This window comes from Nocardioides cavernaquae, from assembly GCF_003600895.1.
In the GTDB taxonomy this organism is placed as follows: Bacteria; Actinomycetota; Actinomycetes; order Propionibacteriales; family Nocardioidaceae; genus Nocardioides; species Nocardioides cavernaquae.
Genome location: NZ_QYRP01000002.1, coordinates 1,035,654 through 1,059,760, shown reverse-complemented (window position 1 = coordinate 1,059,760; position 24,107 = coordinate 1,035,654). Strand labels below are relative to the sequence as shown.

General features: G+C 70.0%; 24 protein-coding genes. 15 read left to right on the top strand and 9 right to left on the bottom strand.

The features are described from left to right. The first annotated feature begins 19 nt into the window (after positions 1 to 19). Complete coding sequence (locus tag D4739_RS05190; RefSeq protein WP_120059573.1) at positions 20 to 256, top strand: DUF1272 domain-containing protein; 237 nt, start codon at positions 20 to 22, stop codon at positions 254 to 256. Here the strand turns inward: D4739_RS05190 and D4739_RS05185 are convergent. After that, positions 237 to 980 (bottom strand): PaaX family transcriptional regulator C-terminal domain-containing protein, encoded by a 744-nt coding sequence (locus tag D4739_RS05185; RefSeq protein ID WP_120059572.1) that lies wholly within the window; start codon positions 978 to 980, stop codon positions 237 to 239. The genes D4739_RS05190 and D4739_RS05185 overlap by 20 nt on opposite strands. Positions 981 to 1,041: 61 nt before the next feature. Between D4739_RS05185 and D4739_RS05180 the strand changes: the two genes are divergently transcribed. The 5 genes from D4739_RS05180 (at position 1,042) to D4739_RS05170 (ending at position 5,792) form a co-directional block, all read left to right on the top strand. Then, positions 1,042 to 2,685 (top strand): acyl-CoA dehydrogenase family protein, encoded by a 1,644-nt coding sequence (locus tag D4739_RS05180; RefSeq protein ID WP_120059571.1) that lies wholly within the window; start codon positions 1,042 to 1,044, stop codon positions 2,683 to 2,685. Next, a complete protein-coding gene (locus D4739_RS05175; RefSeq protein ID WP_120059570.1) occupies positions 2,682 to 3,449 on the top strand; it encodes a crotonase/enoyl-CoA hydratase family protein in 768 nt (255 codons plus the stop codon). Before D4739_RS05180 ends, D4739_RS05175 begins: the two co-directional genes overlap by 4 nt. 26 nt (positions 3,450 to 3,475) lie before the next feature. Next, positions 3,476 to 3,637, top strand: a complete 162-nt coding sequence (locus D4739_RS16830) for a hypothetical protein (protein WP_182920318.1) — start codon at positions 3,476 to 3,478, stop codon at positions 3,635 to 3,637. Positions 3,638 to 3,714: 77 nt separating this feature from the next. After that, positions 3,715 to 3,882, top strand: coding sequence for a hypothetical protein (locus D4739_RS16825; RefSeq protein WP_182920317.1), 168 nt, complete (start codon positions 3,715 to 3,717; stop codon positions 3,880 to 3,882). 68 nt (positions 3,883 to 3,950) lie between these two features. Next, positions 3,951 to 5,792 carry a CocE/NonD family hydrolase gene (locus tag D4739_RS05170; protein WP_120059569.1) on the top strand — a complete coding sequence of 614 codons (1,842 nt, stop codon included), beginning with the start codon at positions 3,951 to 3,953 and terminating at the stop codon, positions 5,790 to 5,792. Between the two features lie 74 nt (positions 5,793 to 5,866). Here the strand turns inward: D4739_RS05170 and D4739_RS05165 are convergent, their stop codons facing one another. The 4 genes from D4739_RS05165 to D4739_RS05150 all read right to left on the bottom strand — a co-directional run bounded on the left by D4739_RS05165 (position 5,867) and on the right by D4739_RS05150 (position 9,763). After that, a complete protein-coding gene (locus D4739_RS05165) occupies positions 5,867 to 6,286 on the bottom strand; it encodes a VOC family protein (protein WP_120059568.1) in 420 nt (139 codons plus the stop codon). Between the two features lie 92 nt (positions 6,287 to 6,378). Beyond that, positions 6,379 to 6,822: an SRPBCC family protein gene (locus D4739_RS05160; protein WP_182920316.1), complete on the bottom strand. Its 444-nt coding sequence runs from the start codon at positions 6,820 to 6,822 to the stop codon at positions 6,379 to 6,381. A 67-nt stretch (positions 6,823 to 6,889) separates the two neighbouring features. Continuing rightward, the gene (locus D4739_RS05155; RefSeq protein WP_120059566.1) at positions 6,890 to 8,098 is read right to left on the bottom strand and encodes a serine hydrolase domain-containing protein; all 1,209 of its coding nucleotides are present in this window, start codon (positions 8,096 to 8,098) and stop codon (positions 6,890 to 6,892) included. Positions 8,099 to 8,191: 93 nt separating this feature from the next. After that, a complete protein-coding gene (locus tag D4739_RS05150) occupies positions 8,192 to 9,763 on the bottom strand; it encodes an SDR family NAD(P)-dependent oxidoreductase (protein ID WP_238473532.1) in 1,572 nt (523 codons plus the stop codon). Between the two features lie 295 nt (positions 9,764 to 10,058). Here D4739_RS05150 and D4739_RS05145 point away from each other — a divergent pair, with 295 nt between their 5' ends. Continuing rightward, entirely contained in the window at positions 10,059 to 10,706 is a 648-nt protein-coding gene (locus tag D4739_RS05145) for a hypothetical protein (RefSeq protein WP_147384813.1), read from the top strand. Here D4739_RS05145 and D4739_RS05140 read toward each other — a convergent pair. Further along, the gene (locus D4739_RS05140; protein WP_120059564.1) at positions 10,696 to 10,878 is read right to left on the bottom strand and encodes a YegP family protein; all 183 of its coding nucleotides are present in this window, start codon (positions 10,876 to 10,878) and stop codon (positions 10,696 to 10,698) included. The two genes, D4739_RS05145 and D4739_RS05140, sit on opposite strands and share 11 nt — an antisense overlap. Before the next feature lie 164 nt (positions 10,879 to 11,042). Between D4739_RS05140 and D4739_RS05135 the strand changes: the two genes are divergently transcribed. Next, complete coding sequence (locus tag D4739_RS05135) at positions 11,043 to 14,918, top strand: Pls/PosA family non-ribosomal peptide synthetase (RefSeq protein ID WP_120059563.1); 3,876 nt, start codon at positions 11,043 to 11,045, stop codon at positions 14,916 to 14,918. Further along, the gene (locus tag D4739_RS05130) at positions 14,919 to 16,223 is read left to right on the top strand and encodes a M1 family metallopeptidase (RefSeq protein ID WP_120059562.1); all 1,305 of its coding nucleotides are present in this window, start codon (positions 14,919 to 14,921) and stop codon (positions 16,221 to 16,223) included. It abuts the gene before it with no gap. 37 nt (positions 16,224 to 16,260) lie between these two features. Here the strand turns inward: D4739_RS05130 and D4739_RS05125 are convergent, their stop codons facing one another. Then, the gene (locus D4739_RS05125) at positions 16,261 to 16,737 is read right to left on the bottom strand and encodes a 4'-phosphopantetheinyl transferase family protein (RefSeq protein WP_120059561.1); all 477 of its coding nucleotides are present in this window, start codon (positions 16,735 to 16,737) and stop codon (positions 16,261 to 16,263) included. A 64-nt stretch (positions 16,738 to 16,801) separates the two neighbouring features. On the opposite strand from D4739_RS05125, the gene ppk2 reads away from it, so the two are divergent. Further along, entirely contained in the window at positions 16,802 to 17,692 is an 891-nt protein-coding gene (gene ppk2, locus D4739_RS05120; RefSeq protein WP_120059560.1) for a polyphosphate kinase 2, read from the top strand. Here the strand turns inward: ppk2 and D4739_RS05115 are convergent. After that, entirely contained in the window at positions 17,676 to 18,752 is a 1,077-nt protein-coding gene (locus D4739_RS05115; protein WP_120059559.1) for an amidohydrolase family protein, read from the bottom strand. The two genes, ppk2 and D4739_RS05115, sit on opposite strands and share 17 nt — an antisense overlap. Then, positions 18,749 to 19,360: a TetR/AcrR family transcriptional regulator gene (locus D4739_RS05110; RefSeq protein ID WP_238473531.1), complete on the bottom strand. Its 612-nt coding sequence runs from the start codon at positions 19,358 to 19,360 to the stop codon at positions 18,749 to 18,751. The genes D4739_RS05115 and D4739_RS05110 overlap by 4 nt, the downstream gene beginning before the upstream one ends. Before the next feature lie 40 nt (positions 19,361 to 19,400). On the opposite strand from D4739_RS05110, the gene D4739_RS05105 reads away from it, so the two are divergent. From D4739_RS05105 to D4739_RS05085, 5 genes are read left to right on the top strand one after another with little or no spacing between them, the layout of a single operon-like run. Next, on the top strand, positions 19,401 to 20,663 hold the full coding sequence (locus tag D4739_RS05105) for an acyl-CoA dehydrogenase family protein (RefSeq protein ID WP_120059557.1): 1,263 nt from the start codon (positions 19,401 to 19,403) through the stop codon (positions 20,661 to 20,663). Continuing rightward, entirely contained in the window at positions 20,660 to 21,463 is an 804-nt protein-coding gene (locus D4739_RS05100; RefSeq protein WP_120059556.1) for an SDR family NAD(P)-dependent oxidoreductase, read from the top strand. Before D4739_RS05105 ends, D4739_RS05100 begins: the two co-directional genes overlap by 4 nt. Continuing rightward, positions 21,463 to 22,218: an SDR family oxidoreductase gene (locus tag D4739_RS05095; RefSeq protein WP_120059555.1), complete on the top strand. Its 756-nt coding sequence runs from the start codon at positions 21,463 to 21,465 to the stop codon at positions 22,216 to 22,218. The genes D4739_RS05100 and D4739_RS05095 overlap by 1 nt, the downstream gene beginning before the upstream one ends. Before the next feature lie 5 nt (positions 22,219 to 22,223). Beyond that, the gene (locus D4739_RS05090; protein WP_238473530.1) at positions 22,224 to 23,330 is read left to right on the top strand and encodes a phosphotransferase family protein; all 1,107 of its coding nucleotides are present in this window, start codon (positions 22,224 to 22,226) and stop codon (positions 23,328 to 23,330) included. Beyond that, positions 23,327 to 24,025: a histidine phosphatase family protein gene (locus D4739_RS05085; RefSeq protein WP_120059554.1), complete on the top strand. Its 699-nt coding sequence runs from the start codon at positions 23,327 to 23,329 to the stop codon at positions 24,023 to 24,025. Before D4739_RS05090 ends, D4739_RS05085 begins: the two co-directional genes overlap by 4 nt. The last annotated feature ends 82 nt before the right edge of the window (positions 24,026 to 24,107 follow it).

The window sequence follows — 24,107 nt, the reverse complement described above, 5'->3', positions numbered from 1 at the left end:
ATGGCCCACGATGTGATGCATGCTGTCGATGAAGAGCAAGTGCGAGCTCTGCGGCACCGGGCTCGACTACGCCGCCGAGGCCTGGATCTGCTCCTACGAGTGCACCTACTGCCCGGCGTGCCACGCCACGCTCGAGTCGTGCCCGAACTGCGCCGGCGAACTCGTCGTCCGGCCGCGTCGGTCAACCGGACTTCGCGAGATCGCCAAGCGGGCCCCGGCCCGTGTCGTGCGCAGGGTCAAGCGCGCTCGCTCCTGACTGACGAATCTGCGAGCGTCAGCGCCCGCAGCTCCTCCTGGTACGCCACGTAGGCAGCCCGCAGCTCGGCACCGGGCCATCCGGCCGGGAGCAGCGGGGTGGGCAGGAGCGGATCCTCGCTGAGGTGGCGGACCAGGCGGGCGGCCGCGGCCAGGCGGGGCGCGGGCTCCGTCGTCGCAGCCAGCAGGCCCAGGTGACGGCGTCCCTCCGTGGCCCACGCATCGAGGTCCCACAGGCGGCTGGCCAGCGCCTCGGGGTCGTCAACGGGCTGGGTGCGGAACGTGGACAGCACCGGCTCGTCGGCGTACGGCGCGGCGCGGCGCAGGTTGGCGGGCCGCGTCCACACCCCTTCGCGCAGCTCGCCGAGGCGGGCCCGGGCGAGTGTGCTGCGCAGGCTCGCCCGCTCCGCCCCCGAGCGGCCACCGACCACGACCACGGCCATCTCCCAGGTGCCGTCCCAGGCTGCCTCGGCATCCTCGGCGGCCTCGTCCTGGTGGACCTGCCGCGCGATCAGCCGCGGGCCGAGCCGGTAGGTCCCGTCCTCGCGAGTCAGGTCACCGGCGGCGACCGCGCGGCTCAGTGCGACCCGGAGCGTGGGCGAGGAGATGCCGAAGTGGTCGCCGGCCCGGGTCAGCTCGCTGCTGGAGAGCTGGGCGGGGTGGGCACCCAGGAGCAGGCTCAGCACGACCGATCGTGCTGGCAGCGGAGCGAGGTCTTCGGGCACGGAACCATGGTCGCACGAACATCTATGGACACAGTTGCATCAATATCCGTAACATCGAGTGATGGAGACCTTCCACCGCACCCACGACGTCGTCAACCAGGTGCCTCCGCTCGTCGGCCACGACACCGCCGCAGACCCGGCCCTGCTCGACGGCCTCGAGCGCGAGGGGGCGGGTTGGGCCGTCGACGAGATCCACGAGCTCGGTCGCCTCGCGGGCACCGCGGAGGCACAGGGCTGGGGCCGGCTGGCCGAACGGGTGCCGCCGCGGCTGCACACCCACGACCGCTCCGGGCACCGGGTCGACGAGGTCGAGTACGTCCCGGCCTACCACCAGCTCATGGCGACCGCGGTCGAGCACGGGCTCCACGCTGCTCCCTGGGCGGATGACCGCGCCGGCGCCCACGTGGCCCGCGCCGCGAAGTTCATGGTCTGGTCCGTCGACGCCGGCCACGGCTGCCCGATCTCCATGACGTACGCCGTCGTCCCCGCGCTCCGCGCCAACCCCGAGCTCTCGGCGCAGTTCGAGCCGCTGCTCACCAACCGCGCCTACGACCCGGTCCTCGCCGACCCCGCCACCAAGCGCGGCCTGATCGCCGGCATGTCGATGACGGAGAAGCAGGGCGGTTCCGACGTCCGCGCCAACACGACCACCGCGACGCGACAGGCAGACGGCACCTACCTCCTGCGCGGCCACAAGTGGTTCACGTCGGCGCCGATGAGCGACCTCTTCCTGACCCTCGCCCAGACGCCTGCCGGAGTGACTTGCTTCCTCGTCCCGCGCGTCCTTCCCGGTGGGGAGCGCAACGCGATGCGGTTCATGCGGCTCAAGGAAAAGCTCGGCAACAAGTCCAACGCCAGCTCCGAGATCGAGTACGACGCGGCCGTCGGCTGGCTCGTCGGCGAGGAGGGCCGGGGCGTGCGCACCATCGTCGAGATGGTCAACATGACGCGCCTCGACTGTGTGATCGGGTCATCGGCGGGCATGCGGACGGCCCTGACGATGGCGGCGCACCACGCCCGCCACCGCTCGGCATTCGGCAAGCCGTTGATCGAGCAGCCGCTGATGCGCAACGTTCTCGCCGACCTGGCTGTCGAGTCCGAGGCGGCGACCACCGCGATGATGCGGCTCGCCGGCGCCAACGACCGGGCGATCCGCGGCGACGAGGGCGAGGCAGCGCTGCGCCGCATCGCCCTGGCGGTCACGAAGTACTACGTCTGCAAGCGGGCCCCGATGATGGCCGGAGAGGCCCTGGAGTGTCTCGGCGGCAACGGCTACATCGAGGACTTCGACCTCGCCCGCATCTACCGCGAGATGCCGCTGCTGTCGGTCTGGGAGGGCTCGGGCAACGTGGCCGCCCTCGACGCGCTGCGCGCGATCGCGAAGGAGCCGCACACGCTCGACGCCTTCTTCGCGGAGGCGGAGCTCGCCGGCGGCGCCAACGCGGCGTACGACGCGGCGGTGGACCGGCTGAAGAAGGAGTTCACCTCGTTCGACGACATCGAGCACCGCGCGCGCCGGATCGTGGAGCAGATGGCGCTGGTCTTCCAGGGTTCGCAGCTCGTGCGCCACGCGCCCGCTGCGGTCGCTGACGCGTTCTGCGCGACCCGCCTCGGCCGCGACTGGGGCGGCGCCTTCGGCACGCTGCCCGCCGGGCTCGACCTCGGCCCGATCCTGGCCCGCACCGAGACCGGTTTCCCCGGATGAGCGTCCACGTCGAGCGACGTGGTCCGGTCTCCGTCATCACGCTCGACCGGGCGGATGTCCGCAACGCCGTCGACACCGAGCACGCCCGGGCCCTGTACGACGCGTTCCTCGCCTTCGACGCCGACGATGCCGCGAGCGTCGCCGTACTCACGGGCGCCCACGGCACGTTCTGTGCGGGCGCCGACCTGAAGGCGGTCAGTGCCGGGACGATGCGGGCCGATCCGCCCGCGACCGACGGGCCGGCGCCGATGGGCCCGACCCGGCTGCTGCTCTCGAAGCCGGTGATCGCAGCGGTCGAGGGCCATGCGGTCGCTGGCGGGCTGGAGCTGGCGATCTGGTGCGACCTGCGCGTCGTCGACCCGGATGCGATCTTCGGCGTCTTCTGCCGGCGCTGGGGCGTGCCGCTGATCGATGGTGGCACGGTGCGCCTGCCCCGGCTGATCGGTCAGTCGCGCGCCATGGACCTGATCCTCACCGGCCGACCGGTCGGTGCGGAGGAGGCGTTGCAGATCGGGCTCGCCAACCGGGTCTCGCTTCCGGGAGCCGCGCTCGCCGACGCGATCGAGCTCGCTGAGCAGCTCGCGGCGTTCCCGCAGACCTGTCTGCAGCACGACCGGCTCTCTGCCCACGAGCAGCACGGGAAGGGCCTGGTGGCTGCCATCGAGGGCGAGTGGGCACACGGCGTCGAGTCCCTGGTCGAGGCCATGTCGGGAGCGGGGACCTTCGCCGCCGGAGCCGGCCGCCACGGCACGTTCGAGGAGTAGACTTTTCAGGTCTGAGGAGGCACGCCATGGGCGCCGGCGAAATCATCATCAGCCTGGTCATCGTCATCTTCTTCGTGGCCGCGGGGCTCATGGGCCTCGCCCGTCCGTGGGAGGACAAGGAGGAGGGCGAGCACCTCGCGGTCCTGAACGATCTGGAGCACGCTCCCGAGGACCCGACCACTCCCTGAGTGGCTCGATCGGGGACTCCCCAGGCGGGTGCTGGCGGAGTACGCTCGAAGAGCGGGGACCGTCCATTGGAGGCGCCATGCATGCCTGGGCCGTTCTGACCGGGTGGGAGATCGCCATCGCGGTCTTGATCCTCGTTGCGTTCATCGTCTCGATCTTCATCTCCCTGTCGGTGAAGAACCGGGATCTGGGAGACCAGGACCTCGAGCACTGGGACCACGAGCACGGTGATGCAGACGCGCGGTGACGCGTAGCGGAAGCAGGTCTGAGGTGGCCGCCACGTAACTTGTGACGGCCATCACAGTTGGTCCCTGCATGGATCTTCTCCACCGTGGTCGCGGTGCCTTCGCAGCCAGTCTCGCCCTGATCGCCCCCGCGCTGCTGGCGCCCGGGCTCCTCGCTGGTTCCGCAGCGGCCGCCGACCCGGCGTACACCGTGCAGGCGCTGCACTTCGCGGTGCTGACCGGTCCCGCCAGCGACATTCCCTGCGACATCGTCGGTGACCTCTACGTCCCCACGGACGCGAGCCCGACCAGCCGCAAACCGGCCATCCTGACCACCAACGGGTTCGGCGGCAGCAAGGCCGACCAGGCGGGCATCGGCAAGGCCTTCGCCTCACGCGGCTACGTCGTGCTGTCCTACTCCGGACTCGGTTTCGGCGGCTCGACCTGCAAGATCACCCTCGACGACCCGGACTGGGACGGCAAGGCCGGAAGCCAGCTCGTCGGCTACCTGGGCGGCAAGGCCGGGGTCGCCTTCCTCGACGCGGCACACACGCAGCCCGCGCCGGCGCTCGACGTCGTCCAGCTCGACCACCGCGACCACGCGGGCCGGGCCTCGGTCAACGACCCGCGGGTCGGCATGATCGGCGGCTCCTACGGCGGCGGCAACCAGTTCGCGACGGCCTCGGTCGACCCCCGGGTCGACACGATCGTCCCGATCATCACCTGGAACGACCTCCCCTACAGCCTCAACCCGAACAACACCGCGCAGGGCCCCGGCGTCACCTCGACGACCCCGGGTGCGACCAAGTTGTTCTGGGGCCTCGGCTTCTCTGCGCTCGGTCTGACCGGTGACGCGCAGAACGGCCAGGTCCCCGGTGAGCCGCTTCCCTGCCCGAACTTCGCCGACTGGGTCTGCCCGGCCCTGGTGCTGGCCGGCACGACGGGCTACTTCGATGCCGCGGCGACGGCGGCGGCGCACCACGCGTCGGTCGCGTCGTACCTGCCGCGGATCACGATCCCGACCCTCCTGGTGCAGGGCGAGAACGACACCCTCTTCAACCTCAACGAGGCGATCGCGACGTACAAGGCGCTCAAGGCGCAGGGCACTCCGGTGAAGATGATCTGGCAGTCGTGGGGCCACTCCGGCGGGCCTGCCCCGGGTGAGGTCGACCTCGACAACCCGGACCCGGCCACGCAGTACGAGACCGGCCGGTTCCTGAACTGGTTCGACCACTACCTCAAGGGAACAGACGTCGGCACGGGCCCGGGCTTCTCCTGGTTCCGTCCGTGGATCACCTACACCGGCAACGCCGCCCCGGCGTACGCCAGCTCGCCGTCGTACCCGGTCGGCGGTGCGCGCACCTGGAAGCTGTCGGGTGGTGGCCTCCTCGCGCCGGGCACCCTCACCACCGGTACGCCGATGCTCGGCATGCAGACCTTCCTCACCACGACCGGCGGACTGCCCACGAGCCTGAACCCGTTCGACGTGCTGGGCAGCTACGCGCCGCTGCCGAACGAGACCACGCTGGACCTGCCGGGCACGTTCGCTGCCTGGTCGACCCCGGCGCTCTCGGCCAACCTCGATGTCGTCGGCTCCCCGGTCCTCACCGTCTCGCTGCAAGCTCCGACGGCCGCGCTGACGCAGGCGACGGGACCGGCCGGACAGCTGGTCCTCTTCGTGAAGCTCGTCGATGTGGCGCCCGACGGCAAGGCGTCGTTGATCAAGGGGCTCGAGGCGCCGATCCGCGTCCCGAACGTCAACGCGCCGGTCAAGGTGACCCTGCCGGCGATCGTGCACCGCTTCGCCGCGGGCCACCAGCTCAAGCTGGTCGTCGCGGGTGGCTCGGTCAACTACCGCGGAGGCATCGTCGGAGCGCCGGTGACGATCGCGGCCGGATCGGGCCAGACCCTGGTCCTGCCGGTCACGCCCTGATCGACCTGGGGATCGCTCTTCAGGGAGCAGCGTCAGCCCGTGCCCTCAACCGGGAACGGGCTGACGCGCGCGGGTCAGGCAGCGTTGCCGGGACCGGTGATGTTGACCATCCAGCTGACGCCGAACTTGTCGATGACGTGACCGAAGACGTCGCCCCACGGCTGCAGACCCAGGGGCATGCCCACGGTGCCGTCGGCGGCGAGGTCGTTGAAGTAGCGGGTCAGCTCCTCCTCGTCGTCACCGGAGAGGGAGACCGAGAAGCCAGCGGGCGCGGTGAACGGGCCCATGTCCGGGTGCGAGTCCGATGCCATGAGCGTGAAACCGAGGGGGGTCTCAAGCATGGCGTGCATCGTCAGCTCCGCGGCCGGACCGGTGTCGCCCATGTCTCCGAACTTGTTCACCGCGAGCTCGCCACCGAGGACGAACTGGTAGAACTCCATCGCCTCGGCGGCGTTGTCCTTGAAGTTGATGTAGGGGTTGAGGCGGCTGGCCACGGGTGCTCCTCGGGTGATCGGGTGGATGGTCACAAATAGCCAACACCCCACCACCGACAGTGTCGAGAGTGGGGCGGTGAACAGAGCGGGGGTCAGAGCGAGGCTTCGATGGCCTTCTTGAGCTCCTTGCTCGAGTGAGCGGCGGCGATCTTCACGAAGGGCTCGACGATCTTGCCGAGCGCGCGCCCGGTGATGCCGCTGCCGAGGTCGTACTCCCAGCGCAGGACCGTGCGGGTCTGGGACTCGGAGACCGGCGCGAGCGTCCAGAACGAGGTGTTCTTGATGCCCTTGTAGGAGGCGAGCGTGAACTTCGTGCCCTCCTCGAACTCGGTCACCTCGAGGAACGAGTTGAGCGAGGCGCCGAGCTTGATCGTGCCCTCGAACTTCGCGCCCAGGCCGCGGGTGACATCGGTCAGCGCGACGAGCTTCTCCAGCCCGTACATGTAGGAGGAGGCGTTCGTGTAGTCCGCGACGAAGTCGAAGACGACAGAGGAGGGGGCGTCGATCTCGATGTCGACGGTCACTTCATTGGCCATGACAGGACAGTAGCCGGATACCGGGACTCCCTGTCCCGGCATCCGGCGTGAAGACCGTCACTCCGTGCTACTTGGCCTCGTACCAGGCCTTCAGCAGGACTCCGCACTGCGTGCCGGACGTCAGCTCCGAGTTGACCAGCAGCGTGGCCTGGGTGCCGTCGTCGAAGGTCATGGCGCAGGTGTGCAGCTCGCGGGACCCGAGCAGGTCGCCTCCGTGCCAGTAGGCACCGGGGGAGCGGAAGTTGTCCGCGACGCCGTCCGGCACGCCGAACTGGCCGCCGTCACCGCCGTTGGAGTCCTCGTTCCACCCGGCGCGGAACTCGTCCATCCAGTCGAGGTCGGCCTGGGTGATGATCGTCCCGGCGCGGAGCTTGCTGAGGTACTGCACCAGCTGGGCCGAGGACATCGCCAGGCCGCGGGCGCCTGCGCACTCCGCGCTGCTGGTGCCGAGCACGACGCCCGTGCTGGCCTGGGTCGCGTTGAGCGGGTAGGACCGCACGCCCGTGGTGGTGCCGGGCGTGATGCAGCCGATGCCCGCGATCGCGGCCGGCTTGAAGATGTGCTCGGTCATGAACTCGAGCACGTACGCCGTGTGGTTGGCGGCCGTGATCGGCAGCTCCTCCGCAGCGTTCGAGTACTTCTTGCCGCCGCTGCGGTTCCACAGCTCGGCGTCGATGACGCGCAGGAGCGCGAAGTTGGCGTTCTTGTAGGCGCGCTGCGAGTCGACGGTGGTCCCGTTCTCGACCACGACCTGCATGGCGGCCCAGCTGTTGTTCGACGGCGGGTTGGCCATCGCGGCGAGCGCCTGGTTGATGCCGGAGGTGTGGGTCAGCAGGTGGCGGAATCGGACCTGCTTGAACTTGGTGACGTCCCAGCCCTTCGGCAGATAGGGCCACACCAGGGTCTCCGGGGTCAGGCCGTTGCGGCGCAGCAGCTTCATGGTGGCGACCGCGGTGACGTTCTTGGTGACGCTGGCCAGCTCCATCTGCATGCCGGCCTGCATCGGCACCGCGACGCCGTTGTTGTCGGCGGCGGAGATCGCGAACCCACCCGCGTCAGCGGCCTTGAGGGCGCCGTTCTGGGAGATGGCCAGCTGCCAGCCGAAGGCCCGGCCCTGCATCTGGGTGGCGACCGAAGTGCGCATCTCCGAGACGCTGGCCTGGGTGTTGGCCAGGGGGAGGCCGTCGGCGTGGGCGGCGCTCGGCAGGGCAGCGCCGATGGCCGACGCGAGGGCGGCGGAGGTAAGGGTCGTGGCGAGTGCGGTGCGGATCTTCATGACTGGCTCCTGGGGGTGTCCATCGGGGTTGTGATGGATGGAGGAGCAGGCCGGAGAGATCCTTACGACTTTCCCGGAAACTTTTCCGGAGCGTCACCAGGCGGCGGTCTTGTAGTCCTTCAGGAAGACGCCGTAGATGTCCACTCCAGCCTCGCCCTGCACGATCGGATCGAAGACCCGGGCCGCGCCGTCGACCAGGTCGAGCGGCGCGTGCCAGCCCTCCGCGGCGATCCGCAGCTTCTCGTAGTGGGGACGCTCGTCGGTGATCCAGCCGGTGTCGACGGCGGTCATCAGGATCCGGTCGGTCTCGAACATCTCGCCCGCCGAGGTGCGGGTCATCATGTTGAGCGCGGCCTTGGCCATGTTGGTGTGCGGGTGTCCGGCGCCCTTGTAGCGACGTCCGCCGAACTGGCCCTCCATCGCGCTCACGTTGACGATGTAGGCCCGGCGCGCGCCTTTCTGCACGGCGGCGCGCATGGCCGGGCGCAGCCGGGAGTTGATCAGGAACGGCGCGATCGAGTTGCAGAACTGGACCTCGAGCAGCTCCAGCGGGTCGACCTCGTCGAGCACCTGGGTCCAGGAGTTGTTGTCCTGCACGTCGGGCAGCAGGCCGCCGGCATCGACGGCGGTGCCGGCGATGTGGGCGTCCAGTGAGGCATTGCCGGCCTTGAGCGCGAGGGCGGTCATCGAGGCGGCGTTGTGGGCAGCGATCGCGTGCTCGGGGGACTCGCCCTCGTGGTGGGCCACCGCGCTGGTGTCGAGCGCACCGGCGATGGCCGCGGGGTGGGCCTCGGAGATCCGGTCGAAGGTGAGCATCTCGGGCAGCTCGCGGAGTCCGTAGGACTCTGCGGTGGGCAGCGGTGCCAGCTCGCCGTCGGTGAGGTGCGAGTAGGCGCCGGGGAGGCGGCGTACGGTCTGACAGGCGTTGTTGATGATGATGTCGAGCGGGCCGTCGGCCGCGACGTCGTCGGTGAGCGCGATGACCTGGGTGGGGTCGCGCAGGTCGATGCCGACGATCTTGAGCCGGTGGATCCAGTCGGCGGAGTCCTCCATCGCGGCGAAGCGCCGGACCGCGTCCTTGGGGAAGCGCGTCGTGATCGTCGTGTGTGCGCCATCGCGGAGCAGGCGCAGCGCGATGTACATGCCGATCTTGGCGCGGCCGCCGGTGAGCAGCGCGCGCTTGCCGGTCAGGTCGGTGCGCTGGTCGCGCTTGGTGTGGCTGAACGCCGCGCACTCGGGGCAGAGCCAGTGGTAGAACGCGTCGACCAGCGTGAAGTCCTGCTTGCAGATGTAACAGCCGCGAGCAGTGATCAGCTCGCCCGCGAAGGCGCCCTTCACGTTGGAGACCAGCGGGATGCCGGCGGTCTCGTCGTCGATGCGCATCGCGGACCCGGTCGCGGTCGACTCGATGATCGCCTGGTCGTGGTCGATGCGGACCTGGCGGATCTCGGCGCGACGCTGCTTCTTGATCAGCTTGTACATGTACGACGCGGCGCGCTTCATCGTCGTGACGTCCGGGTGCTCCGGGTCCAGCCGCGGGATGTCCTTGAGGACCTCGATCGCGATCGCGAGCTTGTCGGGATCGATGCGGTCGAGCGGGCTCTGGTCGGGCTCTGCCTCGGGCCCGGAGTCGGGCTCGATGGGGGAAACGTCGGGGTTCTGCACCGGCTGATCCTACGTTCGGCGCGGCGCCCGGCGAATTCCTCAGCCTCGGGCGAAACGACCCCGGAAAGTATTCGCGCCCGTCGCGGGCCAGCGGGAGGGAGGGAGTGCTGGCTGCGACGGGCGCGTAGCGACCGGGGACTGGGAGGGAGGTTGTCCCCGATCGTTGTGCTGGTTAAACGCGGCAGCGCTGAGGTGGTTACGGCCCCGGGAGATCTTTTTTCAAGAAACTTTTGTCGGGGGTCACGAGCGACTTCGGGCCGATCCCCGAAGCCGCCCCGAGCACTAGCCTCGGAGCATGGGAAGAGCCGTCGGAATCCAGCAGCTGCCGGGCGTGGTCAGGTGGCTCGTGCGCCAGGAGATCGACATGTGGCGCAGCCTGTTCCTCTGGCTCGGGCGGCGGCGTCCGGGGCTACGGCCCGGTGTCACGGCGTACCCCTACGTCGCGATCGTGCGCCCGGCACTCTGGGCGTTCATCGTCGGCTCGGCGATCGAGGTGCTTGCCGTGCACCTCCTGTTGCAGCGCTGGCCGGCGATCCAGCTCCCGGCGCTGGTCCTGGGCATCTGGGGCCTGCTCTGGATGCTCGGCATGCTCGGAGCGGTCACTGTCTACCCGCACCTGGTCGGCGATGACGGCGTCCGGTTGCGTCATGGCAGCGCCGTGGACCTCCCGATCGCCTGGACCGACATCGCGTCGGTGCGGTCGACGCGGCACGACTACGAGGGCATGCGTCGGATCCGCGTCGAGGAAGGTGACTCGCCGGTCCTCGCCCTGACCCAGCTGGGCCAGACCAATGTCGAGATCCGGCTCCACGCGGAGCTGACCCCCGCCCTCGCACGCGGGAGGACAGGGGTCAGCTCGGTCCGGGTGTACGCCGACGACGCGCGTGCGCTGGTGTCCGCCCTGCGCGCGGGCGCCGTGGAGTCCCCCCGGGCTACTCCGTGAGGTCGGCGACCGTGGCGCCCTCGGCGGCGCGCTGGACGGCCTCCGTGCCCTTGATCGCTGCTGCCTTGGTCTCGTAGTCCTCGCCGACCGCGACGACCTGACCGTTGGCGGCCTTCAGGCGGAACCGGAACTTGCCGGCCTTGTCCTCGTAGACCTCGAACTTGCCTGCCATGCCTTCACCTTCCGAGTGCATCCAGCAAAACAACGGATCCCGAGCTCCGGCGGGCGGGCGCCCGAGCCGAGTGAAGCGCACCCGGGCAGACGCTCACAAGGGCTTCGGCGGCCTCGTTGTGCCCGTGCACCGGAAGTTCACCTCGATCCGCCACACTCACGCGCGTGACGATCAACCCAGTGCCTGCGGAGTTCCTCCGGTCAGGCCATGCCCCGGCGGAACGCACGTTGGTCGATGTCTTCCGCTCGACGGTTGCCGCCCACCCCGAAGCGCTCGCGGTCGACAGCGGTGTCGCCGTCCTGAGCTACGCCGAGCTGGCCGAGGCGGCCGCTGACCTCGCCGGTCAGCTGGTCGAGGCCGGCGTCGGCCGCGGCGACAAGGTCGGGGTGCGGATCCGGTCCGGCACGACCGAGCTCTACGTCGCGATCCTCGGGGTCCTGAACGCCGGAGCGGCGTACGTGCCCGTGGATGCTGACGACCCTGACGAACGCGCGCGGGTGGTCTTCGCCGAGGCCCGGGTCCGGGCCGTCATCGGCAACGAGCTCGCGATCGCGGTTCCGGGCGAGCCGGTCGAGGAGCCCGAGGCCGTCGTCGTGGTCGATCCGCTTCCCGAGGACGACGCCTGGGTGATCTTCACCAGCGGCTCCACTGGCACCCCGAAGGGCGTCGCGGTCACCCACCGCAACGCCGCAGCCTTCGTCGACGCCGAGTCGCGGATGTTCCTGCAGGACGAGCCGATCGGCCCCGGGGACCGGGTGATGGCCGGCCTCTCGGTCGCCTTCGACGCGAGCTGCGAGGAGATGTGGCTCGCCTGGGCGTACGGCGCGTGCCTGGTGCCCGCGCCCCGCTCGCTGGTGCGCTCCGGCGTCGACGTCGGGCCGTGGCTGGTCGCCAACGACATCACCGTCGTCTCCACCGTGCCGACCCTCGTCGCACTCTGGCCGCTCGACTCGCTGGTGAACGTGCGCCTGCTGATCATGGGTGGCGAGGCGTGCCCGCCCGAGCTGGCCGGCCGCCTCCAGTCCGAGGGGCGCGAGGTCTGGAACACCTATGGCCCGACCGAGGCCACCGTCGTCGCGTGCGGCTGCCAGCTCGACGGCTCCGCTCCTGTCCGGATCGGCCTGCCGCTCGACGGCTGGGACCTCGCGGTCGTCGACGCGGACGGTCACCCGGTCGCGATCGGCGAGAGTGGCGAGCTGATCATCGGCGGCGTCGGGCTGGCCCGCTACCTCGACCCCGCGAAGGACGCCGAGAAGTACGGTCCCATGCCCACCCTTGGCTGGGACCGCGCCTACCGCTCCGGCGACGTCGTCGTGAACGACCCGGCGGGCCTGCTCTTCGGTGGTCGCGCGGACGACCAGATCAAGCTCGGCGGTCGCCGGATCGAGCTGGGTGAGATCGACGAACAGCTGCTCCGTCTCCCGGGAGTGGTGGGGGCGGCCACCGCCGTCCGGGCCACGAAGTCCGGCAACAAGCTGCTGGTCGGCTACCTCGCCGTCGACCCGACGTACGACGCGGCATCGGCGCAGGAGCTCCTGCGCACGCGACTTCCCGCGACCCTGGTCCCGCGGCTGGCCGTGGTCGACGAGATGCCGACCCGCACCTCGGGCAAGATCGACCGCGACGCCCTGCCCTGGCCACTGCCGGCGTCAGCAGGTGCCGGCTCCGGCGACGGGGGTGGCCTGCACGGTGTGCATGCCTGGATCGCGGAGATCTGGCAGGACGTGCTGGGCGCCGACGTGACCAGCCCCCAGGACGACTTCTTCGCCTTCGGCGGCGGTTCGCTGACCGCGGCGCAGGTGATCAGCCGGCTGCGCGAGCGCTATCCCGAGATCGCGGTCGGCGATCTCTACGAGCACCCGTCGGTCGCCGGACTCGCCGAGGTCCTCGACACGCACGGGGGCACGGTCAAGAAGTCGGACCGTCACGTCAAGCCGATCCCGCGCAAGACCCAGCTCGGGCAGGCTGCGGCGCTGCTCCCGCTCCGTGGCCTCGCCGCGGCGCGCTGGCTGGCCTGGCTGGCGCTGCTCTCGACCATCGCCCAGCCGCTGCTCGACACCACGTGGTTGCCGACCTTCCCGGTCTGGCTGCTGATCCTGACCAGCTGGTTCCTGCTGGTTCCGCCCGGGCGGATGACGTTGGCGGCGGGCCTGATCCGGCTGACGCTCCGCGGCGTCGAGCCCGGCCGCTATCCCCGTGGCGGCAAGGTGCACCTGCGGGTGTGGCTGGCCGGCCGGATCCAGGACGAGCTCGCGGCGACCTCGCTGAGCGGCGCCCCGTGGTTCCCGCACTACGCCCGCCTGCTCGGAGCCAAGGTCGGCAAGGGCGTCGACCTGCACACCCTCCCGCCCGTCACCGGCTTCCTCGAGATCGGCGAGGGTGCGGCGGTCGAGCCCGAGGTGGATCTCAGCGGCTACTGGATCGATGGCGACGTCGTGCACCTCGGTGCCATGCGGATCGGGGCCCGCGCCCGCGTCGGTGCCCGCAGCACCCTCGAGGGCGGCGCCGACATCGGCGAGGGTGCGGAGATCGCACCCGGCTCGCTGGTCGTCGGCACCGTTCCGGACGAGGAGTTCTGGGCCGGCTCGCCGGCCGGCCACCGCTCGGTCGCGCGCGGGCCGTGGTCGGACAACGAACCTCCGCACGAGGGCATCTGGCTCGGCCTCTACGGCGTCCTGTCGACGCTGATCGCGGGCCTCCCGGGCATGGCGACGCTCGCCGGCGTGGCGGTCGTCCTGCCGCAGGTGCGCTCGGCGACCTCCGCCGGCGACTTCCTGCTGCGTGCACTGCCGTGGCTCCCGCTGGCTGCCCTCGCGGCGTACTCCGTGCTGGCGCTCGCGATCCTGCTGCTGGTCCGCGTGCTGGGGGCCGGCATGACCGCTGGCCACCACCCGGTGCGATCCGCGGCGGGAGTGCGGATCTGGGCCACACTCCGCGTCCTCGACGAGGCACGGACCTGGCTCTTCCCGCTCTACTCGAGCGGGCTGACGCCGCTGTGGTTGCGCCTGCTCGGCGCGAAGATCGGCAAGGGGGTCGAGGCGTCGACCGTCCTGCTGATCCCGAAGTTCACGACCGTCAACGACCAGGCCTTCCTCGCCGACGACACCCTGATCGGCTGCTACGAGCTCGGCGGCGGCTGGATCCGGGTCGAGCACGTGAAGGTCGGCAAGCGTGCCTTCGTCGGCAACTCCGGGATGCTGGCGCCGGGCCGCAAGGTGCCCAAGTCCTCTCTGGTCGCCGTGCTCTCCGCAGCGCCGGCGCGTGGCTCCGCCAAGGCCGGCACCTCCTGGATGGGCAGCCCGCCGACGAAGCTGCGCCGTTCCTCGGGCAAGACCGACTCGAGCCGCACCTACGACCCGCCGCTCCGGCTGAAGCTCTACCGGAGCCTGGTCGAGCTCGGGCGGGTTCTGCCCGTGCTGGTCGCTGTCCTGCTCTACGCCGCCGTCGCGTCGACCCTGCTCGGGCTGCTCGCCTGGCAGCCGCTGGTTGCGGTGGTCCTCGGCGGCCCGGTGCTCGCACTCGGTGGCCTGGCCGCCGCCCTCGTCGCGGCGCTCGCCAAGTGGGTCTTCGTCGGCCGGCACCGCAGCACCGACCACCCGCTGTGGTCGGGCTTCGTGTGGCGCAACGAGCTTGCGGACACCTTCATCGAGGTGCTGGCGGCTCCGTGGTTCGCAGCGGTCACCCAGGGCACCGTCCTGCTCAACATCTGGTTGCGGGTGCTCGGCGCCAAGGTCGGCCGTGGCGTCTGGTGTGACACCTACTGGCTGCCCGAGACAGACCTGATCGAGCTGCACGACGGTGCCACGGTCAACGCCGGCTGCGTCGTGCAGACCCATCTCTTCCACGACCGGGTGCTCAGCATGGACAAGGTGATCCTGCGCGCCGGAGCGACCCTCGGACCCAACAGCGTGATCCTGCCCGCGGCTACGATCGGGCGGCATGCAACGGTGGGACCCGTGTCGCTGGTGATGAGGGGCGAGGGAGTCCCCGCACGCACGCGATGGATCGGGAACCCGATCGGACCCTGGGAGGAGGACTGAGTGCCCGGCACTGACCCGTACGTCCCCGGCCATGGCAACGCGGCGTACGACGTCGAGCACTACGACCTCGACCTCCGCTACAAGCCCGCAGGCAACCGGCTCGACGCCGAGGCCACGCTCCGCTGCGTCGCGCTCGACGAGCTCGACAACCTCGTCCTCGACCTCCACCACCTCCGCGTCACCCGGGTGTCGGTCGCCGGTCACGGCGTCGACAAGTTCGCGCACCGCAACGACAAACTGCGGATCCGGCTGAAGTCACCGGTGCTGACGGGTGAGCGGTTCAGCGTGACGGTGAAGTACTCCGGCGCCCCCACCGCGGTGAAGTCCAGGGCCCTCGGCGATGCCGGCTGGGAGGAGCTCGACGACGGTGTCATCGTTGCTGCCCAGCCCCACGGTGCGCCGTCCTGGTTCCCCTGCAACGACCGTCCGGACAACAAGGCGACCTACGCGATCAGCATCAGTGCTCCCTCGGACTACCACGTCGCCTTCAGTGGCGCGCTGCTCTCCTCGTCACGCAGCGGCGCTTCGACGACCTGGTCCTACGAGCAGACCGCGCCCATGGCGACGTACCTCGCGACCGTGCAGATCGGCCGCTACGTGGTGAGCGAGCAGCCCGGCGTCGTCCCGATCCGCGTCGTGCGGCCAGCCGACGTCCGCGGCCCGGCGTACGACGCGTCGTTCGGGCAGCAACCGAAGATGATGCAGTTCTTCACCGAGCGTTTCGGCCCGTACCCCTTCGAGGGCTACACGACTGTCATCACCAACGACGACCTCGAGATCCCGCTGGAGTCGCAGTCGCTGTCGACCTTCGGCCGCAACTTCGCCTCGGCGGAGTGGTCGGAGGTGCGGCTGGTCGCGCACGAGCTCGCCCACCAGTGGTTCGGCAACGCGGTGACGCTGCGGCACTGGAAGGACATCTGGCTGCACGAGGGCTTCGCCTGCTACAGCGAGTGGCTCTGGTCCGAGCAGGCCGGGCCGAAGTCGACCGCGGAGTGGGTCGAGCACTACCACCGCAAGCTCTCCGACCTCCCTCAGGACCTGGTCCTCGCCGACCCGACCCCGGACCTGATGTTCGACGACCGGGTCTACAAGCGCGGTGCGCTGACGTTGCACGCACTGCGGATCACGGTCGGCGACGAGGCGTTCTTCGAGATCCTGCGGCGCTGGGTGGCCGACAACAACGGGGGCACCATCACCACGCCGCAGTTCGTCATCCACTGCGAGGAGATCTCGGGCAAGCCGCTCGCGGGCCTGTTCCGAGACTGGCTCGAGGAGACCGCGCTCCCGCCGCTGCCCGCGAGCTGAATGCGCACGTGGCTGTGTTCGCCACACGTCTGCGCACTCAACTCAACTGGGTGGCCGCGGTGACGTAGCCGTTTGGCGACGGAACTCGGCGTACGTCGTGATCCGCGAGCGCGACGCTGGTCATCGGGCGGGCCAGGCCGACGCCCATCGCCTTGAGCACCGCCTCCTTGGCGGCCCAGTGCCAGGCCTGCTCCTCGGCGGTGTCGGCTGTCTCGCCCTCCGCGAGCACGATGCCCGGATCCCAGCCGCGGGCGACGGCGTCGATGGACTCGATGTCCACGCCGACCCGGCCGTGCGTCCCGATCGCCGTCACGAGATGGCAGCCCGATCGGCTCACCGAGACCGCGAACGCCTGCCCGTCGAGACGGGCCCACGGGGCGCCGTGCTGGTCCGACCCACATGCTGGGCAGAGGCGTCCGCTCGTCACGACACCCGGCCCCAGCAGTGATCCGAGGTGGTCCGCGAGGGCCGCGGTCGCGCCGAGCGCAACCGGGTGGCGGCGTACGTCGGGCATGGGCGCACGCTAACGGACAAGTCGCGTCGCCTGTTGTTCATGATCCGTGCCTACGGTCGCAGGCATGATCGAGGACCTCAGGGCCCACATCGACCGACTCCAGGTCGAGGGACACACCATCGGCGACGACCACGATGACGATCCGATCCTGATCGACCCTCAGGGGCTGGCCGTGGACACGTGGCGGGAGAACTACCCCTACGACGAGCGTCTCGACCGCGCGCTGTACGACATGGAGAAGTACGCGCTCCAGGTCGAGCTGATCAAGTTCCAGAACTGGCAGCAGCGCACCGGTAGTCGCCACGTCGTGCTCTTCGAGGGCCGCGACGCCGCGGGCAAGGGCGGCACCATCAAGCGGTTCATGGAGCACCTGAACCCGCGCCATGCGCGCACAGTCGCGCTGGTCAAGCCCAGCGAGCGTGAGAGCACGCAGTGGTACTTCCAGCGCTACATCCAGCACCTGCCCGCAGCTGGCGAGCTCGTCCTGTTCGACCGGAGCTGGTACAACCGCGCCGGTGTCGAGCGGGTCATGGGGTTCTGCTCGGACGACGCCTACGAGCGGTTCATGGAGCAGGCGCCGCGCTTCGAGAAGATGCTGGTCGACTCGGGCATCGCCGTGACGAAGTTCTGGTTCTCCGTCACCCAGTCCGAGCAGCGGACCCGGTTCATCATTCGCCAGATCGACCCGGTCCGGCAGTGGAAGCTCTCGCCGATGGACCTGGAGTCCCTGGACAGGTGGGACGCCTACACCGCGGCCAAGGAGGAGATGTTCCGGCGCACGGACACCCGGACCGCGCCCTGGATCACCGTCAAGTCCAACGACAAGAAGCGCGCCCGGCTGAACGCGATTCGCTACTTCCTCTCGCAGGTCGACTACGAGGGCAAGAACCACGAGGTCGTCGGTGCGGCCGACCCGCTGATCGTGAAGCGTGGAAAGGTCAGCGAGGGCGACTGATCCGGTAGCTCCTCAGCGCGACGCCGCGGAGCAGCAGGTCGAGATCCGCGTCGGTCCCCAGCACCTCGGTCAGCAGCGCGATGCTGGCGGGGATGCCCAGGCCGGGCTTGTCCATCGGGAAGTTCGACGCCCACATCGTGCGGCTGGCGCCGAACGCATCGTGCAGGTGCCGGATCAGGGGTGCGACCGTGTCGACGAACCGCGCGTCCAGCGGCGCGGTCCGCGCAGATCGCACCTCGCCGCCGACCACCGGCATGCCGAGTCCGGAGTGCTTGGCGACCACGTTGGGCAGGGCCGCGAGCGCTGACACGTCGTCGCGCCACCGCGCGAGCTGGTCTGCCCGCACGCGCTCACTGCGGCCGGTCGAGGTGCCGCGCGGACCCAGCAGCCCGACGGGGGTGGCGTAGTGGTCGAGCACGAACGTCGTCTCGGGGTAGGCCCGGACCAGGGGGAGCGCATCAGGCAGCTGGTGCGCGTAGCCCCACAGCTCGAAGCTCAGGCCCCGCTCGGCGACGGCCGTGAATCCCTCGAGGAAGGCGGGATCGGCCCAGAGCCGTGGCGCGTCCTCGAAGTCGCGGACTCCGGGGTCGGGATGGTTGGCCGCCGAGGTGCGTACGCCGCGCACGAGCGGGCTCGCCGCCAGGTGCAGGTCGAGCACCTCTCCGGCGTCGGACCACCGCGGGTCCACGTGGGCCACGATGGCGCCGAGCTCCGGGGCACCGTCGACGCCGAACGGGAGACTGCTGATCCAGCGGGTCTCGCCGACCGCGTCGCGGTGTTCGGCGTGCGGCCACGCCGCCTCGATGTGGACCACGGTCGCCACCGGGACCTCGCCTGCATCGCGGCGGTAGTCCAGCGGGAGATACGGCTTGAGGACGTGGTGCGGGTTGCCCACGAACTCGCGGTCGGCCCGCGGCAGCACCCAGCGCAGCGCCCGCGGGACGCGGGGGAGCAGGCGGAAGGCACGGGCCTGTTTCGACACGATCCGCTCGGTGGTCAGCGGGTCCCACTGGTGGATGTGCGGGTCGACGACTCCGTCGGGCCAGCTCTTGTCCGTCATCGGTTCTCTCCGTCGGGTCCGTCGAGTGCGAGCAGGGCGTGCAGCGCGCGGCAGGCGTGGTCGACCTCGGTGTCGCGGTCAGCCCGGGCGTCCGAGGGCAGTCCGGACCAGCGCAGCGCCCGGTCCTCGACGTACGCCGTCCAGCCGTGCGCGACGGGTAGGGCAGCCTCGGGCAGCCCGGTCGCGGTGACCACACGCCGCGCGATGGTCATGCGGTGGGTGTCGACGCCGTCGCCGCCGAGCGAGAGCGAGCCGTTGCCGAAGACCAGCGCCAGGTAGAAGCTCCGACGTCGCTCGATCTGCGCGTAGAAGCGGTCCACGAACTGGTGCAGCGCCTCGTCCTGGGCGGCGCCTTCGTCGGGCGAGATGTTGCGCAGCACGCGGCGCAGCGCCGCCGCGATCACGGCGTCGTAGTAGTCGGTCTTCGTGGGGAAGTAGTGGAAGAGCAGCCCGCGCGAGATGCCTGCCTCGGCGGCCACTGCGTCGAGCGGCAGGTCCTGGATCGGCTTCTCCACGAGCATGCGCAGGCCGATGCCGAGCAGTTGCCGGCGTCGCTCCTCCGGGCTGAGGCGGGTGCGGGTGCGTTCTGCGTCACGATCTTCGGTCACGCTATTGAGCATTGCTCAACAGGTGTGGCATGGTCAAGCCATGGACTTCGCACCTTCCCCCCGCGCCCAGGAGCTCACCGAGCTGGTCAGGGCGTTCATGACCGAAGAGATCGAGCCCGTCGAGGCGGCGTACCACCAGGAGCTGAAGCGCCGCCGCGAGGCGGGCAAGGGCGAGCAGTGGCAGGAGCTCCCGATCATGAAGGAGCTGCAGGCCAAGGCCCGCGCACAGGGCCTGTGGAACCTCTTTCTCCCGGCCGGCCACGAGGGCCCCTACGCCGAGAAGTACGGCACGCTCGGCGGCACCGGGCTGTCGAACGTCGACTACGCGCCGATCGCGGAGCTGACCGGCCGCTCGTTCATCGCGCCCTACGTCTTCAACTGCAACGCGCCGGACACCGGCAACTCCGAGGTGCTGCTCAAGTACGGCACCCAGGCCCAGAAGGACGAGTGGCTCGACCCGCTGCTCGACGGCCGCATCCGGTCGGCGTTCCTGATGACCGAGCCCGCGGTCGCCTCCTCGGACGCGACCAACATGGAGCTCACCGCGGTCATCGACGGCGACTCGATCGTGCTCAACGGCACCAAGTGGTTCTCGACCGGCGTCGGGCACCCCGACTGCGACATCTTCATCGTGATGGGGCTGACCGACCCCGAGGCCGACCGCCACCACCGGCACTCGATGGTGCTCGTGCCGCGCAACACCCCCGGCGTGAAGATCGAGCGCATGCTCAACACGATGGGCTTCTACGACGAACCGCACGGCCACGGCGAGGTCTCGCTGACCGACGTCCGCGTTCCGCGCGAGAACTTCGTGTCCGGTCCGGGCGAGGCTTTCGCGATCGCCCAGGGCCGCCTCGGTCCGGGTCGCGTGCACCACTGCATGCGCCTGATCGGACTGGCTGAGAAGTCCCTCGAGCTGGCCATCGAGCGCGGCACCTCGCGTGAGGCGTTCGGCAAGAAGCTGATCAACCTCGGCGGCAACCGGGAGCGGCTCGCGCAGGCTCGCATCGCGATCGAGTCGACCCGCCTCCTCGTGCTGAACGCCGCCTGGAAGCTCGACGTCGGGGGTGCGATGAACGCGATCTCCGAGGTCTCCCAGATCAAGGTCGCGGCTCCGCGCATGGCCCTCGACGTCATCGACTTCGCCATGCAGATCCACGGCGGCGGCGGCATGACCGACGACTTCCCGCTGGCCGGCGCCTGGACCGGCGCCCGCTCGCTGCGCTTCGCCGACGGCCCGGATGAGGTGCACCTCGGCCTGATCGCACGCCTCGAGCTCATGAAGCATGGCGTCTCGCGATGAGCAGACGAGTACTCGTCACCGGTGGCGCCTCCGGTCTCGGCGCGGCACTGGTCGCCGAGTTCGTACGCCGCGGCGACCGGGTCGTCATCGGCGATCTCGCCGACTCGTTCGCGGCTCCGGACGGTGTGAGCTACCTCCGCCTCGACGTCACGAGCGATGCCGACTGGGCCGCCGCCCGGGCCTGGGTCGAGGAGCAGTGGGGCGGCCTGGACGTGCTGGTCAACAACGCCGGCATCGCGACGGGCGGTCGCATCGACGTCGTGTCGATGGAGGAGTGGCAGGGCGTCATCGACATCAACCTGCTCGGCGTCGTCCGGGGCTGCCGCACGTTCGTGCCCCTGATGAAGGCCCAGTCGGACGACGGTCAGGAGCCGGGTCACATCGTCAACACCGCCAGCCTCGCCGGACTGGTCCACCCGCCGGCCATGGCGTCGTACACCGCGGTGAAGGCGGCGGTCGTCGCCGTCAGCGAGACGCTCTCCTACGAGCTGCACCCGTGGGGGATCGCCGTCTCCGCGGTCTGCCCCGGCTTCTTCCGCACCAACCTCGCGAGCTCGCTCAATGGCTCCGACGCTGCGATGGACAAGATCGCCGCCCGGTTGATCGACAAGTCACCGCTCGACGCCGCCCAGGTCGCGGCCGAGGTGATGAAGGGCATCGACGCGCGGCGGATGGTCATCGTCCCCGACGCCCCGGCACGCAAGGCTGTGCTCATGAAGCGCTTCGCGCGCCCCCTCTACGACCGCGAGCAGCGCAGCTTCGCGGACCGCATCCACGCACTCACCACGAAGGACAACTGATGACCACGGGAACGATCCTGATCACCGGCGCGAGCTCCGGCCTCGGCGCGGAGATGGCGCGCCAGTTCGCCGCCCTCGGCTACGACCTCGCGATCACCGCGCGGCGTACCGAGCGGCTCGACGAGCTGGCCGCCGAGATCACCGGCGCGAACGCCGACCGCAAGGTCATCACCAAGGCGCTCGACGTCAACGACGACGAGGCCGTCTTCTCGGTCTTCAAGGAGGTCGCTGCCGAGTTCGGCAAGCTCGACCGCGTCATCATCAACGCCGGCCTCGGCAAGGGCGCTCCGCTCGGCACCGGCCGCTACGACGCCAACCGGCAGACCGCGATGACCAACTTCGTCGCCGCGCTCGCGCAGACCGAGGCCGCGATGGAGATCTTCCGCGCGCAGAAGTCCGGCCACCTGGTGATGATCAGCTCGATCTCCGCCCTGCGCGGCATGCGCAAGACCATCACGACGTACGCCGCCACGAAGGCCGGCGTCGCTGCGCTGGCCGAGGGCCTGATCAACGAGAACGTGAAGGCCAAGGGCATCGACGTCTCGATCATCTACCCGGGCTACATCCGCTCGGAGATGAACGAGAAGGTCGCGCAGAACACGAAGTTCATGGTCGACACCGTGACCGGCGTGAAGGCGATGGTCGACGCGATCGAGAAGCGCAAGGAGAAGGCATACGTCCCGGCGTGGCCGTGGGTGCCGATCGGCTACGCGCTGAAGAACGCCCCGATGTCCGTCGTCCGGAAGCTCTTCTGAGTCTGATGGGAAGCGAGGAGATGGCCGAACGGGGCGGGACGGTCGACGGAGCAAGGAGCGTCCGGGGCGAGGACGCCTTCGATGTCGCCGCGGTCGATGCCTGGCTGCGCGCGGCGGCTGACGCGGTCGACGTCCAGGCCTGGGGCGACGGGCTCCCGGAGGTGCAGCAGTTCTCCGGTGGTGCCTCCAACCTGACCTACCTGCTGCGCTACCCGGCGCAGGACCTGATCCTGCGCCGGCCGCCGGCGGGCACCAAGGCCAGGGGCGCGCACGACATGGGTCGCGAGTTCCGGATCCAGGCCGCGCTGGCGCCGGTGTTCCCGTTCGCGCCGCCGATGGTCGCGCTCTGCTCCGACGAGTCGGTCCTCGGCTCGGAGTTCTACGTGATGGAGCGCGTCGCCGGCCACATCCCGCGCAAGGACCTCGGCCTCTCGCTGTCCAGCGACGACGTCCGCCTGTTGTGCACCAACGTCCTGGACCTCCTGATCGGCCTGCACTCGGTCGATCCGGCTGCGGCCGGTCTCGACCAGCTCGGCAAGGGCGAGGGGTACGTCGCGCGGCAGGTCGGCGGCTGGACCGGCCGGTTCCGCAAGGCGAAGACCTGGAATGTGCCGAGCTGGGAGAAGGTCATCGCCTGGCTCGAGGCCAACCAGCCGGCCGATCGTGGCTCGGTGCTGATCCACAACGACTTCCGCTTCGACAACGTGGTGCTCTCCTCGGAGGAGCCGACGAAGCCGGTCGCGCTGCTCGACTGGGAGCTGGCGACCGTGGGTGACCCGCTGATGGACCTCGGCTGCACCCTGTCCTACTGGATCGAGGCCGGCGACGGTCGCCTCGAGCAGCTCTTCCGCATGCAGCCGACGAACCTGCCGGGCATGCTGACCCGCCGCGAGGTGGTCGCCTACTACTGCGAGAAGACCGGCATCGAGCTGACGGACAAGGAGTGGGCCTTCTACGAGGTCTACGGCCTGTTCCGGCTGGCGGTGATCCTGCAGCAGATCTACTACCGCTACCACCACAAGCAGACCACCAACCCGCGCTTCAAGAACTTCTGGCTCGGCTCGCACGTGCTGCACGGACGGGCCCGGAAGCTCATCCGGAGCGTCGGATGAGCGTCCTGCTGCTGGTGCGCCACGGCCAGGCCTCCTTCGGCAAGCGCGACTACGACGCGCTGTCCGAGGTCGGTCACGAGCAGTCGCGGGTGCTCGGGCGCGCCCTGGCCGCGCGCGGCGTCGTACCCGACGTGATCGTGCGGGGCGAGCTGCGCCGCCACCGGGAGACCGCCGAGGGCATCCTCGAAGGACTGGGCGGGGTTGGCGCCGAGCTGCCGATCGAGGTGGACCCCGGCTGGGACGAGTTCGACTTCAAGCACGTGATGGAGGTGCACAAGCCCCTCTACCGCTCGCGGACGCTGATGCTCGCCGACTACGTCAGGACCCCGGCGCGTGAGCGCAGGGCACGCTTCCAGGCGATGTTCGAGGAGGCCACCGAGCGCTGGACCGGAGGAGTCGCCGATGCCGACTACCGCGAGTCGTTCACGGCGTTCTCCGAGCGCGTCGATGCGGCGGCCCGCCGCTCCGCCGCCCACTCGGCAGGCACCGTGCTCGTGGTCAGCTCCGGCGGCCCGATCGGCCTCGTCGCCTCGCACCTGCTCGCCGGTGACGCGTCGCTGTGGGCCACCCTCAACAAGGTCGCGGTCAACACCGGGGTGACCAAGGTGGTCCGCGGCCGCAGCGGCCTCACGCTGTCGTCGTACAACGAGCACACGCACGTCGAGCACGATCGGGCGCTGCTCACCTACCGTTGACCGGTGAGGCGACAAGTGACGTCGAGTGAGAGGGTGTGCAGGCTCACCGCAACTACGAATCGCCGTATAGGGTGCCGCACCA

Bases quoted from the DNA above. Each gene is read 5' to 3' on its own strand.
- D4739_RS05190 (WP_120059573.1), top strand. From the start codon at position 20: ATGCTGTCGATGAAGAGCAAGTGCGAGCTCTGCGGCACCGGGCTCGAC.
- D4739_RS05180 (WP_120059571.1), top strand. From the start codon at position 1,042: ATGGAGACCTTCCACCGCACCCACGACGTCGTCAACCAGGTGCCTCCG.
- D4739_RS05175 (WP_120059570.1), top strand. From the start codon at position 2,682: ATGAGCGTCCACGTCGAGCGACGTGGTCCGGTCTCCGTCATCACGCTC.
- D4739_RS16830 (WP_182920318.1), top strand. From the start codon at position 3,476: ATGGGCGCCGGCGAAATCATCATCAGCCTGGTCATCGTCATCTTCTTC.
- D4739_RS16825 (WP_182920317.1), top strand. From the start codon at position 3,715: ATGCATGCCTGGGCCGTTCTGACCGGGTGGGAGATCGCCATCGCGGTC.
- D4739_RS05170 (WP_120059569.1), top strand. From the start codon at position 3,951: ATGGATCTTCTCCACCGTGGTCGCGGTGCCTTCGCAGCCAGTCTCGCC.
- D4739_RS05160 (WP_182920316.1), bottom strand. From the start codon at position 6,822: ATGGCCAATGAAGTGACCGTCGACATCGAGATCGACGCCCCCTCCTCT.
- D4739_RS05155 (WP_120059566.1), bottom strand. From the start codon at position 8,098: ATGAAGATCCGCACCGCACTCGCCACGACCCTTACCTCCGCCGCCCTC.
- D4739_RS05145 (WP_147384813.1), top strand. From the start codon at position 10,059: ATGGGAAGAGCCGTCGGAATCCAGCAGCTGCCGGGCGTGGTCAGGTGG.
- D4739_RS05140 (WP_120059564.1), bottom strand. From the start codon at position 10,878: ATGGCAGGCAAGTTCGAGGTCTACGAGGACAAGGCCGGCAAGTTCCGG.
- D4739_RS05125 (WP_120059561.1), bottom strand. From the start codon at position 16,737: ATGCCCGACGTACGCCGCCACCCGGTTGCGCTCGGCGCGACCGCGGCC.
- ppk2 (WP_120059560.1), top strand. From the start codon at position 16,802: ATGATCGAGGACCTCAGGGCCCACATCGACCGACTCCAGGTCGAGGGA.
- D4739_RS05115 (WP_120059559.1), bottom strand. From the start codon at position 18,752: ATGACGGACAAGAGCTGGCCCGACGGAGTCGTCGACCCGCACATCCAC.
- D4739_RS05105 (WP_120059557.1), top strand. From the start codon at position 19,401: ATGGACTTCGCACCTTCCCCCCGCGCCCAGGAGCTCACCGAGCTGGTC.
- D4739_RS05100 (WP_120059556.1), top strand. From the start codon at position 20,660: ATGAGCAGACGAGTACTCGTCACCGGTGGCGCCTCCGGTCTCGGCGCG.
- D4739_RS05095 (WP_120059555.1), top strand. From the start codon at position 21,463: ATGACCACGGGAACGATCCTGATCACCGGCGCGAGCTCCGGCCTCGGC.
- D4739_RS05090 (WP_238473530.1), top strand. From the start codon at position 22,224: ATGGGAAGCGAGGAGATGGCCGAACGGGGCGGGACGGTCGACGGAGCA.
- D4739_RS05085 (WP_120059554.1), top strand. From the start codon at position 23,327: ATGAGCGTCCTGCTGCTGGTGCGCCACGGCCAGGCCTCCTTCGGCAAG.